We start from the raw sequence: 13,093 nt of genomic DNA on the forward strand, positions 1-13,093 counted from the left end.
CTTGGTTCTAATTTGCTGACGATATCGTTAATTCATGGATTCATTGGTCATGGATTCATCGGTATTGACTGTGGGTTCTTCTGGGGTGACAGCTTGCGCCATCATGGCGCCCATACGGGTCGGTGAACCACTGTATAAGTTGTTGGTAAAATCAATCTGATTGGCAGCAAACAGGTTGATCACGGTTGAACCCAGCTTGAATCGCCCCATTTCCTCGCCTTTTTTCAGTGAGATAACGCCTTCCTGACCTTCAACCGGGTAAGTCCAGCGCTTGATGATGCCTTCACGAGGAGGAGTAACACAGCCACTCCAAACGGTTTCAATACTGCCAACAATGGTAGCACCAACCAGAATTTGTACCATTGGGCCGAATGCGGTCTCAAATAAACAGATGACACGTTCATTGCGTGCAAATAAGTTTGGCACATTGGCGGCCGTCAATGGATTCACGGAAAACAGATCACCCGGAACGTAGATCATCTCTTTAAGCACGCCGTCACACGGCATATGGACACGATGATAATCCCTTGGCGACAGGTAAGTCGTGATAAATTGACCATCACGGAACTGTTCAGCCAGTTGATACTGCCCGGCCAGCAGGGCTTCTATCGTGTAGTAGTGGCCTTTGGCCTGAATAATCTGATCTTCGCGGATCGCCCCAAGCTGGCTTACCGTGCCGTCGGCCGGCAGAGCCAACTGATGGGCTTCATTGACGACAGGGCGAATGTCCTCTTTAAGCGGACGGACAAAAAATTCATTGAATGTTGCATAAGCGGTAAATGAAGGATCTTTGGCTTCATTCATGTCCACTTTATAGACTTTGGCGAAAGCCTTGATGGCAAGCTGAGTCAACCATCCCGCTTTTTTATTGGCAAACCAACCCGCCAATTTTGTAATAGCTTGTTTTGGCAGTAAATATTGTAGACTGATTTTAAAATTATCCAGCACGTCAACCTCTTGGATCTTTTCTTGGCAAATTGGACAAAAGTTGGCTATTGTACCTGCCATTATTTTGAATGTCAGGATATCGTTAATTATTGTCTTATTTTTGACCGCTTGTGAAATTTCGGCGAGGTTTAACCTGTGCCATACTTTCCAGAATCCGGTGGTAATTTTCGAAACGCTCTTCAGCAATGGTGCCTTGTTCCAGCGCTTCCCTTAAGGCACATCCGGGATCATCTTGATGCTTGCAGTCACGGAATTTGCATCCCCCCAGATATTCGCGGAATTCAACAAAACCTTGGGTAACCTGTTCTGGCGTGAGATGCCACAGCCCAAATTCACGCACCCCTGGAGAGTCGATCACATCGCCCCCCAGCGGGAAATGGTAAAGGCGTGAAGCGGTGGTGGTATGCTGGCCGAGACCTGAATTATCTGAAACATTGTTGACCAGAATATCGTCTTCATCGTCAGGCAGCAGGGTATTGAGCAGGCTGGATTTCCCGACACCGGATTGCCCGGCAAAGATACTGATTTTGTCAGCCAGCATCGCCGTCAGCTCAGGGATACCTTCGCCGGTATAGCTGGAGAGTTCCAGTACGCGATAGCCGATATGACGGTAGATATCCATTACCTCGTTGACCCATTCACGGCTTTCGGAATCCAACATATCAATTTTATTGAGGACGATTAACGGTTCAATATTGAGCGTTTCACAGGCGACTAAATAGCGATCGATAATATTCAGCGAAAGTTCGGGCAAAATAGCGGAAACAATCACGATTTGGTTGATATTGGATGCAATGGGCTTGATGCCATCATAATAGTCAGGACGGGTAAGAACGGAAGTGCGTTCGTGAACCGCCTCTACGATCCCATTCACTTTGACATCAGACTGGCGTTGCAGTGCCGGGCGCCATACCACGCGATCGCCGGTGACCAATGAGCGTATTGTCCTGCGGATATTGCAACGCTGTATAGAAGCATCTGCGGCTTCAATATCGGCATGTTGCCCGAACCGGCTGATCACCAATCCTTCCTGTGGCTCACCCAACTGGCTGTCATCCATTTCTGGCTTTTGGGCATCCGCGTTCTTCAGCCTGCGCTGGTGATTGGCCTGCACACGGCGTTGTTGCCCTTTGGAGAGTTTATTTTTAGCCACCGAACCTCACTTATTTTTTCGTTTATCTTTCATCTATCTTGCTGATCATCGCTGTGAGTGATCAAAAACGCTATGATACCTCACAGAGACAGACTACCTCTTTTGAAGGAAACTAGGATATATCATGTCAAAAAGTGAGAACAATCTTATCTGGATAGATTTAGAGATGACGGGGTTAGATCCCGAGCGCGATCGCATAATTGAAATTGCGACTATTGTCACCGATTCGGAATTGAATATCCTTGCAGAGGGCCCCGTGATTGCGGTTCATCAGTCGGATGAACAATTGGCGTTGATGGATGATTGGAATGTCCGCACGCATACCGCCAGTGGATTGGTGGAACGTGTAAAGCAGAGCCAGTGTGGTGATGCAGAAGCTGAAAAAGCCACTATTGCTTTTTTGGAACAGTGGGTGCCGGCAGGAAAATCCCCAATTTGTGGCAATAGCGTGGGGCAGGATCGCCGTTTTCTGTTCCGTTATATGCCAGAGTTAGAAAAGTATTTTCACTATCGTTACTTGGATGTCAGTACGCTCAAGGAGTTGGCGCGTCGTTGGAAGCCTGAGATGTTATCAGGGTTCAGCAAGAAAAATACCCATCAGGCATTGGATGACATTCGGGAATCGATTGCTGAATTGGTCTATTACCGTGAGCACTTTATCCAGAAATAAATATAAATAGCCCAAAAATAAGGTGCGGTACTGAGTACAAAAATGTACGTAAATTAATCTCTGAGTTGGTGGTTAAGCGGATAATTTGTCGATTTAATCATCAATCAGAGAGAAAACCCGATTTTTTGCTTTTGGGGGACTTGCCAGAGGAATAATTTCTCGTATAATGCGCTCCCCGTACCGATGAAGAAATTCAAAAGTACAGCACGCCAAAATTTACGCGGGAATAGCTCAGTTGGTAGAGCACAACCTTGCCAAGGTTGGGGTCGCGAGTTCGAGTCTCGTTTCCCGCTCCAAATCTTCGTTCACAAATCTACATCGATTTCTCAGATTTCATAAGACCCTATCTATCGTTCACTTTTCTAGTCCGAGAAAAAGATAGCCTGCATGGTGGACACGCACACTATCTCTAACCATATCTCAATAGGCTTAATTACAGTATTGTTTATGACCAAGCGTCATAGTATGCCAGTAATCGTTCTCTTATCTTGTCGTTGTAGTGGGAGAAAGCGATGATCTCCGGAGGAGGCGTAAAACGAGGATGAAGAGAATGAATTAAATTATCGTAACGATGCAACAGCCCTTCTTGAATCATTGGGGACCAATTTGGCTTGATATCCCAGAGACACTCATAACCTACACCAAGCATTTGTGAGACGGTTTCTTTGGCCGTTATGTCGCGGGAAAGGCCAGTTAAGGGGGCACGTATGGGAGTAAAATCACTAAGATCGATGTCAGTATTTGGTTTTCCATAGATGGCATTGGCAACGTAGTCAGCTAGCAGAGGTGATTGATGCAAACCATCTCGATACGTGCCAGTAACCAGCCAAAGTCCATTCATTCCACATTCTCCAATGAGAGGAAATCCATCGGCTGGTATAGTCCATTATTATCTCACTTTAGGTGGTGTTATTGAAATTCTAACACTACGCGGTGTAAGTGAAAGTAGGGCAAAGATAGCCAGAATTAAGCCTATCCATAGTGGCGATATTAATCCATATCCTGCACCAATGCTTAACCCTCCAGCCCATGCGATAAATGCCAAGCCGCTGTTAATGATAGATACATGAACACTACTGACCAGTGGGCCTGCATTTGCTACTCGCATAACACGTGTAATCATTGCGGGACTCATGGGAACACCGACAAGACCAATTATTAAAAAGGCAATAACGCTTATATAACGATTTTCTGGAAAAAGTGCGAATATCAGTAACGATATAGCCAGTATGCTAATCCCAATAGTGAGTACCACGAAGGTCTGTTGATCAGCAAAACGACCAGTAATCGTGTTGCCAATAACATTCGCTACACCGTAAAGGCCGAGTAAAATAGGCACAATGGTAGGCTGTAACCCTGTGACTTCAGTTAAGATTGCAGAAATGTAGCTGAAAGCTGCGTAAGATGCCCCGATGATGAGGGCACTTGTAGCATAAGCCGCCCAAAGTTTCCCATTTCTGAATGAGGTCAGTTGATCGCTAATACGGATATCTGAGGTATTGCGCGAAACAGGCACTAGCGCCCACACGATGAAGGAACAAGTAATGGTGAATATAACAACCAACCAAAAATTCAAACGCCAGCCAAGGTGCTGATCGATCACGGTTGCTGCGGGTACGCCTAAAACGGTCGCTAACATCATGCCACCGAGTACAATTGATGAGGCTCTTCCTCGCATTTCAGTTCTGACAACTTCACCACAGATTGCTAAGGAGATACCAATACAAGCAGAACCTGCAACACCAGTGATAACTCGGGCAATAGCCATAGTTAGATAATTTCCAGCAGTTGCGGCTATTATCCCTCCGAAGCTATAAAGCGCCAGCAGCCAAAGTAGCGCTTTTTTGTTGGGGATTCGTAGCGCGACAAACAGTGCTGTCAATATCGGCCCACCGACGACCATGCCGATAGCATAGAGTGAAATCAGGTAGCCAATATCCGCGACAGTGACCCCAAACACCCCGGTTAATGATGGCATCATACCTACAACCATAAACTCAGAGGTGGTAAGTATAAATATCGTCAGTCCGAGCAAATAAATGGAGATCGGTATATCGCGCTGCTTTTGTGTTGGTGATTCTGTTATTCCCGATAAATCTTTCGGGCTAGCACTCTCTGATTGAATTTTATTCATGATGCGGTTTTCCTAATGCAACAGAATTTCGGTTTGTAAGCAGGATCGCCAGTAATGCTGCAATGATATATACCAATCTAACTTGAAGATGCAGGTTTTAAAATCTGAAAGTTGTCAGTCAGTCTAGTCGTGAGTTCTTTCGCTTTTTCTGGCAAAGTCACATGAAAAAAGTGACGAAGGGTTTCACGGAATGTCTTTGCATCCGGAAAATAAACATTGTTACGTACTTGCTCATTCATATACTTCCACAATCGCTCTATTGGATTGAGGCCTGGGCTGTAAGGCGGTAGGTAATGCAGTTCAATATTAAGGACATATGCCACCTCTTTCACCAATTCTGCCCGGTGGTAACCCGCCCCATCCAGAATAATATGAATTTTTTGCGAAAGTGGGTAAGTTTCTCTAATAGCGCCGAAAAAATACGCGATATTTTCGGCATTGATACTCGGGTATTCACGGATCACGGTGTCTTCAATTCGTTGTAAATTGAGGGCGCCCAGAAGATTGAGACGGGTACGACTGCCGGTGGTTTCGACCACTTTTACCTGATTTTTCCCCGCTTTCATCCAACCATAGCTGAGCTTTGTGGACTGCGAAGGATGCACCGCATCAATAAATAGGATAGGTTCATTCTGACCTGCCCGGTCTTTCAGAGACTGGTAGTCATCAATAAATTGTTGCTGCTTATCCGCATCGAATTTATGAGGAACGCCCTTTGGCTTTTTGTAGCTGAAACCTTGTCGGTGAAGCCATTTCGTCATGCCTCCCACGCTGAAAGACACCTGCCAACGAGCTCGTACATAATCCACAATTTGAGCGGTCGTATGCAGCAAATTTGCCGTCAAATAATCAACCAGATCGGCGGTTTGTTTGGCAGAGAGATGGCTTTCAGAACCGCCATTTTCGGGGGTGAGTTTTTCCTGCGCGATGAAATCTTTTAGGTGACGGCTTACCGTAGTTTCATGAATACGTAAGGCCTGAGCAATCATCTGAGCTGTCCAGCCCTCTGACGCCAAAAGCACGGCCTTGATGCGATCACAGACTCGACTATCACGAGTGGTATCATGCATCAATTCGAGGGCACGTTTTTGTTCTGGTGTCAGATGAATTTTCATGATTGCAAGCATGATCGGGTTTGGATAAGAAATCAAGCATCTTCAATGGCGATTGGTATAAACAACGGCAGCAGTTCCAAACGCCCATACATATCCATCAATAGCATCTACTTGTGTCGCGGCTACGGCCATTAATGCTGATAAGCCTATAGTGGGGCCGAGTTCCATAGCTGTGTTCATGACTCCTCCAGCCAGTCCCGCTTGGTGTTGTGGTACATTCATTGTGGAAAGTACGGCAGAACCTGAAAAAGCCAGCGCGGTACCTACTGCCACAAGAATCAAACTGGGTAGTAGCCCCATAACGTAAGTCGTATTTCTGTCAATATTAACCAACAATCCAAATCCTATCGCAGCGATAAATAGCCCTGAGCTTGTTACCCGTATTGCTCCCAAGCGACCAACTAAGTGTGTTGTCATTTGTCCGATTGCGATAAGAGCGATAGCAAATGGTAAGAATGCAGTTGCTGTCATAAGCGGTGTCCATCCTAACTCTTGTTGTAGGTAGAGAGATAAAACAAAGTTGATAACACCTGATCCTACGGCAGCGAGAAACATACCAAATAACCCAGTTAGTCGAGACCGTTCGAAAATAAATCCGGGAGGAAGAAGTGGGTCACGGACGAAACGTTCGAGTACTGCAAAGGCAACTAATAAGCAAAGGCCAGTCAGCAGTGGGAACAGTACAATTGATGATATCCACGGGTGATCGCCCGTTAATATCAAGCCATAACTACTTAAAGAAATGCCGAGAGTGGCGAGTATTGCGCCAATCAAGTCTAATTTTGGCCTATGCTGATGAGAGTCATCAGCTCCGGCTGGAAGTAGGGTGCGAGCGCTGATCAAACCTATGCATGAAACCAAGACAGGGATAGCGAACATCCATCGCCAAGAAATCCATGTTGTTGCTACTCCTGAGATGACAAATCCTAAGACGGCACCCAGAACAGAAACACCTCCCCATGTGGTCATTGCCCGGGAAAAGGCACTATGCTCTGGGAACAAAGCACGTAATACAGCCATTGCAGCTGGTGCTGTCAACGCTCCCCCTATCCCTTGAGCAAATCGCATGGCAACAAGTACCTTAAACGTAGGAGAGAAACCAGCAATAACGGAAGATATACCGAAGATGAGTAAACCAACAGCGAACATTCGTCGTCCTTGAAACCTGTCTGCCAGCCGCCCTCCAAAGAGTAATAGGCTGCTGAATGGGAGTCCGTAGGCAGCAAGAACAAGGAGTAGATCAGCGGATGTGAGGTTGAATTCTATCGCGATTTTTGGAAGTGGAACTGTGATTAATGCGATCGTAAATATCAGAGTTGACTGGACGATTGCCAAGATCGTGAATGCTAGTCTCTGGGTATTCTGTGTCGATTTTATCTGTAGTTCTTCATTGTTTTTAGAGGAAATATTGTTAGACGGCATGATGAAAACTCCTAATAGATAAAGAGTGGTATGAAATACTATGATGCCATTAAAATAAAACATTCAATGTAATTATTGAATGACAGATTAATATGACTTTAACTTTTCGTCAACAATTAACAGTCCGTAGTACTTTATCCCTGTATGAGTGAATAACTTGCAGATGTTAAGTAGTGATAATTGGAGGCAGTAATAGTATTAATTAGAATGTATTTTGAGCGCTTGATGTTTTGCCGTGTGTAAAATGCTTGCCATCTCTTTCAAACCAAGCCATAATAGCGCCCATTCTGATGCGTAGATGATAAAAATCTATTTACAATCAAATGATTGCAGATTTTATATCACTGTAATAATGCGCTAGCCATGCGGGAATAGCTCAGTTGGTAGAGCACAACCTTGCCAAGGTTGGGGTCGCGAGTTCGAGTCTCGTTTCCCGCTCCAAATTCAGGACGGTAGATTTTATCAGAGTCTGCAAGTCATAGAAAAAAGCACCTTTAGGTGCTTTTTTCGTATTCAATCAATAGATTATCATTCTGTTTTTATAACGCTTTCAGCAACTCTGCTTTACTTTCCAACATGCGTTGTATCGCTTTTTGCTTTACATGACCGAAGCCGCGCACCTGATTGGGGAGTTCCGCGAGTTGCTGACAGGTTGCCAAATTAGTGCGATCCATCTTTTCGATCAAAAAATCAATTAACCGCTCATATTCAAGCAGCAAATTTCTCTCCTGCTTACGCTCGTCCTGATAACCAAAAATATCGAAAACAGTGCCACGCAGTGGCTTACAGGCGGCAAGGAGGCGGAATACAGGAATGATCCACGAACCGTATTCCCTTTTTCCTCGCTGGCCTGTGCGGGGATCTTTGCGATTGAAGAGGGGAACGCTAAGGTGAAAACGAAGGGTATCGGTATTATCAAATTGCGCGCGGAGTTTATCAAAAAAACCAGTTTTGACATAAAGTCGTGCCACTTCATATTCATCTTTATACGCCATCAATTTGAATAAATTTTCCGCAATGGATTGGGTAATCTCTTCGGCATCGATCTGTTGAGCAACCATTTGAACTTGGGCAACGCGGCTGAGATAACGCATCGCATATCTTTCATCTTGGTAATCAACCAGAAATTGATAGCGATGCATAATGAGATCGTCCAGACTTTTTATCTTTTTTTGTGGCGTCATAGTGAGGTGTTTTTGCAGAATATCGGGTTGCACGGCTGCAATGCGGCCTATACAGAAAGCCCGCTGCGCATTATCTGCTGAAGCTCCCAGCTCTCGCATGACGTTATTGATAGCAGATAATGTGATGGGGAGTTTGCCGAGTTGCCAGGCATAACCGATTAAGATGATATTTGTTTGGTCCCTGTCGCCGACGAGATGCGCTGCCATCATTTCTGCATCAATGGAAAGTAATGTCTGCGTGTGTTGATGCAGGGTATCCAGCATTTTGGGGTGATCTAAATCCAGCATAGGGGAGCGAAGCATGGTGCCGATTTGTGTTTCGTGGGTGTTCAGCAGGCATTTTGTTGAGCTTCTCGACATCACTTCCAGTGAGCTTTGCCCGGTTGCTGCCACTAAATCCGCGGCGATAACCAGATTGGCGCGTCCCCGATCAATCCTGACCTGATGCAGTTTATCTTGGTTATGGCATAACCGAACATGGGTTATTGCTTCCCCGCCTTTTTGGGCAAAACCGGTAAAATTGAGCAAGTTGACGAAACAATTGTCTAATTGCGCGGCATTTGAGAGTAAATGCCCTGCGGTGACAATACCTGTACCACCGATGCCGACTAACAGGATTTCATAAGGTGTTTCGGCAGAAACCCGCGTTGGCTGCGGTAATTGGTGGATAATTTTATCTAACTCATCATGTGGGATGAGTTTGCTGAGATCTGCGCGTGGGGTGGCATTTTCGACCGTGATAAAGCTGGGGCAAAATCCTTTCAGGCAGGACAGATCTGAGTTGCAAACGTGTTGGTCTATCTGACGCTTAGTACCTAAAGGTGTTTTGGCGGGAATGACGGCAAGGCAATTTGATTGTATTTGGCAGTCACCACATCCCTCACAAACCCATTCATTGATGACGGCGCGGCGCGTGACTTTTGGCACCAAGCCACGCTTTCTTTTACGGCGTAATTCTGTGGCACAGGCTTGATCGTAGATAAGCACCGTGACGCCAACAATATCCCGAAGACGCTTCTGGACATCTTCCAGATAATCGCGCTCATAGAGTTTTACATTGGCAGGAAGGTTGTTTTTATCTTTATATTTATCAAGGTCATCCGTTACGACAACCACCTCTTTCACACCTTCTGCCAGCATCAAAGAAACTATTTGCGGTAGGGTGATATTGCCATCCAGAGGCTGCCCGCCCGTCATCGCCACGGCATCATTGAACAGCAATTTGTAAGTAATATGGCTCCCTGCGGCGACGGATTGGCGAATGGCTAAGTGACCAGAATGAAAATAGGTGCCATCTCCCAGATTTTGAAAGACGTGAGAGCGATTCACAAACGGGGAATGCCCTATCCAGTCAACGCCTTCTCCCCCCATAGGTAAGAGGCCGCTTCCGGTGTTGCGATCCATCCACGAGGCCATGACATGGCAGCCAATGCCAGGCTGGGCTTGGCTGCCGTCTGGCAAGCGCGTTGACGTACTATGGGGGCATCCGGCGCAGAAATAAGGGGTGCGTTTGGGCAAAGTTGCATCGTGCTGAATGACTGCGGTTGACCATTCTGGTGGCACGGAGAGAAATATATTGAATTGCTGTAACCATCCCGCAAGGGGGGAGATAACCCGTGAAGGGCGTAGTTCAACGTCAGTGGGTAATAATTTCTGACCAAGATGATTATGCTTACCTATCAGGCGAATATTTTTTTGTAATTGAACTAATCGGTGCGCCAGCAGCATTTCAACCATAGCGGCTTTTTCTTCAATGACAAAAATATGACTGACTTGCGCCGCCAGTTCACTGAGAAGGGGGGATAAAGGATAAACTAAGCGGACATGGAGAAAGGCGATCCCGTGTTGGGCCAGTTCAGAAGGTGTTAATCCCCCGACACGCAGGGCTTCCATCACATCTTTATGGGCTTTGCCCACCGTGACCAATAAAGCGTGTGGATGTTCACAAGGAACGAGCAGGTAATCAATGGGATTAAGTTTAGCGAACTCTTCGACGGCTTTCAGTTTATAGGCCAGGCGCTTTTCAATCTGTGGGCCGGGCAGATCAGGCCAGCGCCAATGCAGCCCATCGGGACCCGGATCAACCTGTGGAATTTGATAATCAGGGAGTGGCTGGCTTTCCCTGACCGCACCGCTTTCCACCACTTCGCTGATGGCTTTGAAGCCAAACCATGCACCACTCACACGGGATGCCGCCCAACCCCATAAACCGACACTCATATAGTCGGCAACCGATGCGGGATGCAGGATGGGCATACTCCAAGCCATCATACTGAGATCAGATTGATGGGACATGGAAGAAGAGACACAACCATGATCATCCCCGGCGATAACCAGCACACCGCCGTGTGGAGAGGAACCGTAGGCATTACCGTGTTTAAGCGCATCACCGGAACGATCGACGCCTGGCCCTTTGCCGTACCACATGCTAAAAACACCGCTAACCTGTCTGTCCGGATCGGTTTCGACTTTTTGTGTTCCTATCAGCGCACTGGCTGCAAGATCTTCATTGACGGCAGGCTGAAAGCGAATATTGGCTTGAATAAGTTGTTTGCTGTGTTGCCATAATGTTTGATCTAAACGAGCTAAAGGGGAACCACGGTAACCTGAAACGAACCCCGCTGTGTTGAGATTATGGACTTTATCCAACTCAGCTTGAGCGAGTAGAAGGTCAACCAGTGCCTCAGTGCCCGTGACGAATTTAGATTGATAATATCGAGCCATATTTTTGACCCTCTCTCAAGAGAATAATCATCTAAGTAATGACCAAAATTGTTGTTAATCTATTTCCACAAAATCGTTACGACAAGCATAAACATTATTAGATGTTGGTTAGTTGTTTATTTTATGTTAACGCCATGATGTTTGTTATTCCAGATAACTGTTGAGGTGCGGGGATGGATTTTTTTTCAAACTTGGGCGAGTATATTTTGGGCATTTAGCACGGAAGTGGAAGCAAAGGGCTTGCCATCTTATCTGAACACGTTCATAATGACGCCCATTCCTGATATGCAGGTTCCAATAATCATCTGGTAACTCATAGGGTTAACGGATGTCAGAAGTCGGTATTCAGGTATCTCTAGCTAATAATATTAGCTGTCAGCGACGCGGGAATAGCTCAGTTGGTAGAGCACAACCTTGCCAAGGTTGGGGTCGCGAGTTCGAGTCTCGTTTCCCGCTCCAATTTCTTCTCTCTTTTTTTTATAAAAAATCTTTATAATTCCAACAATCGCTTATTTTTGTGTCTGCTTTTGTATTCTTTTCTTTATTCTTTATAAAAAGAACCATTTATTTAATTAGCGTTAATACATTAATTCTGTCCGTTTTATTCGTATTCTTGTATTAAGTTAATCAGATAAACTATCTGCATTACTGTTACAATCGATAACACGATAACCTGATTTTCTGCCTGTCCTTATGAAATCGAAGATAATACCCTCTGAGCCTGAACGAATAACATTGCAACAACTCGCTTTGAATCATCCCCACCGGGATATCCGTACGCTAGGAACGGGTTTGCTCATGCTTGCCAGAGGGAGCAAGCCGTCCCAGATCACCGCTGAAATAGGATGCAGTCTCCGGGTTATCTATAATTGGGTTCACATGTGGCACAATTCAGGGATAGCGGGATTATTAGGCGGTCATGCTGGAGGCCGGTATCTCGCTATGACGCCTGAAATGATTGCCACTGCGGTCGAAGCTGCCTGTGCAGAGTCCCTAACTCTCGCACGGATAGCCCAGTGCGTTGAGGCAAAGCATGGGCCCCTGCCTTGTACGCTTGAAACGCTGGCAAATACCCTGAAAAAGCAGGGGCTCACCTATAAACGCACCCGTCTATCGCTTAAAAAAAGCGCAACGAAACGGAGTTTGCTAACAAATCCGCCTTGCTGAATAAAATTAAGGCTGGAGCACAGTTAGGCCATTACCGTTTGGTCTATTTTGATGAGGCGGGTTTTGCCGCATCTCCTCCGGTGCAATATGGATGGAGTCCACGGGGTAAGCCCCATGAAACTGAGCCTCAAGAGCATGACAGGCGGTCAGTTCTGGGGGCGTTAAATTACACGGATAACACGCTGTTTTACCAGACAACGTCAGGCAGTATCACGCGAGATGACGTGATTGATTTTTTAGAGCAGCTCGCCCAACAAGGGGACAACCGCCTGACATTTTTAGTGTTGGATAATGCGCGTATCCATCACGGGATTGAAGAAAAAATCAGAAATAGCTGGTTACGAGAACACAACCTGTTTTTATTCTACCTTCCCGCCTACAGCCCAGAGCTGAATTTGATTGAAATCGTCTGGAAACAAGCCAAATACCATTGGCGACGTTTTATCACTTGGACTCAGGAGACAATGGAGAATGAATTAAATACGTTATTGGGCGGTTATGGTAACCAATTTGCAATTAATTTCTCTTGAGTACTTAATCAAACATTTCCTGAAACATAAGGAATAATTAATATAA

At 45.8% G+C, this 13,093-nt stretch carries 10 protein-coding genes and 3 tRNA genes; 6 read left to right on the plus strand and 7 right to left on the minus strand.

Annotation, left to right across the window (positions count from 1 at the left end; genetic code table 11):
- Positions 1-27: 27 nt before the first annotated feature.
- Both asd and rsgA read right to left on the minus strand, forming a co-directional pair.
- Positions 28-948 (minus strand): archaetidylserine decarboxylase, encoded by a 921-nt coding sequence (gene asd, locus XDD1_RS01905; protein ID WP_045968211.1) that lies wholly within the window; start codon positions 946-948, stop codon positions 28-30.
- Positions 949-1,042: 94 nt separating this feature from the next.
- A complete protein-coding gene (gene rsgA, locus XDD1_RS01910; RefSeq protein WP_045968213.1) occupies positions 1,043-2,101 on the minus strand; it encodes a small ribosomal subunit biogenesis GTPase RsgA in 1,059 nt (352 codons plus the stop codon).
- A 124-nt stretch (positions 2,102-2,225) separates the two neighbouring features.
- Here rsgA and orn point away from each other — a divergent pair, with 124 nt between their 5' ends.
- Together orn and XDD1_RS01920 are read left to right on the plus strand one after the other, a co-directional pair.
- On the plus strand, positions 2,226-2,771 hold the full coding sequence (gene orn / locus XDD1_RS01915; RefSeq protein ID WP_045968215.1) for an oligoribonuclease: 546 nt from the start codon (positions 2,226-2,228) through the stop codon (positions 2,769-2,771).
- Positions 2,772-2,991: 220 nt separating this feature from the next.
- Positions 2,992-3,067 (plus strand) — tRNA-Gly (locus XDD1_RS01920).
- Between the two features lie 149 nt (positions 3,068-3,216).
- Here the strand turns inward: XDD1_RS01920 and XDD1_RS01925 are convergent.
- The 4 genes from XDD1_RS01925 to XDD1_RS01940 all read right to left on the minus strand — a co-directional run bounded on the left by XDD1_RS01925 (position 3,217) and on the right by XDD1_RS01940 (position 7,442).
- Complete coding sequence (locus tag XDD1_RS01925) at positions 3,217-3,612, minus strand: hypothetical protein (RefSeq protein ID WP_045968217.1); 396 nt, start codon at positions 3,610-3,612, stop codon at positions 3,217-3,219.
- Between the two features lie 48 nt (positions 3,613-3,660).
- Entirely contained in the window at positions 3,661-4,905 is a 1,245-nt protein-coding gene (locus XDD1_RS01930) for an MFS transporter (protein ID WP_231854446.1), read from the minus strand.
- Between the two features lie 77 nt (positions 4,906-4,982).
- Positions 4,983-6,020 carry an IS630 family transposase gene (locus tag XDD1_RS01935; protein ID WP_045973286.1) on the minus strand — a complete coding sequence of 346 codons (1,038 nt, stop codon included), beginning with the start codon at positions 6,018-6,020 and terminating at the stop codon, positions 4,983-4,985.
- A 42-nt stretch (positions 6,021-6,062) separates the two neighbouring features.
- Positions 6,063-7,442: an MFS transporter gene (locus XDD1_RS01940; protein WP_084720904.1), complete on the minus strand. Its 1,380-nt coding sequence runs from the start codon at positions 7,440-7,442 to the stop codon at positions 6,063-6,065.
- 365 nt (positions 7,443-7,807) lie between these two features.
- Here XDD1_RS01940 and XDD1_RS01945 point away from each other — a divergent pair.
- A tRNA-Gly gene (locus XDD1_RS01945) sits at positions 7,808-7,883 on the plus strand.
- Between the two features lie 98 nt (positions 7,884-7,981).
- On the opposite strand, the gene XDD1_RS01950 is transcribed toward XDD1_RS01945, so the two are convergent.
- Positions 7,982-11,350, minus strand: a complete 3,369-nt coding sequence (locus XDD1_RS01950) for an indolepyruvate ferredoxin oxidoreductase family protein (protein ID WP_045968219.1) — start codon at positions 11,348-11,350, stop codon at positions 7,982-7,984.
- A 383-nt stretch (positions 11,351-11,733) separates the two neighbouring features.
- Between XDD1_RS01950 and XDD1_RS01955 the strand changes: the two genes are divergently transcribed.
- From XDD1_RS01955 to XDD1_RS01965, 3 genes are all read left to right on the plus strand, one after another.
- Positions 11,734-11,809 (plus strand) — tRNA-Gly (locus XDD1_RS01955).
- A 234-nt stretch (positions 11,810-12,043) separates the two neighbouring features.
- Positions 12,044-12,517: a helix-turn-helix domain-containing protein gene (locus tag XDD1_RS01960; RefSeq protein ID WP_045968221.1), complete on the plus strand. Its 474-nt coding sequence runs from the start codon at positions 12,044-12,046 to the stop codon at positions 12,515-12,517.
- Positions 12,511-13,047 (plus strand): IS630 family transposase, encoded by a 537-nt coding sequence (locus tag XDD1_RS01965; protein WP_084720900.1) that lies wholly within the window; start codon positions 12,511-12,513, stop codon positions 13,045-13,047. Before XDD1_RS01960 ends, XDD1_RS01965 begins: the two co-directional genes overlap by 7 nt.
- Positions 13,048-13,093 lie beyond the last annotated feature (46 nt).

This window comes from Xenorhabdus doucetiae (assembly GCF_000968195.1).
Classification (GTDB): Bacteria; Pseudomonadota; Gammaproteobacteria; order Enterobacterales; family Enterobacteriaceae; genus Xenorhabdus; species Xenorhabdus doucetiae.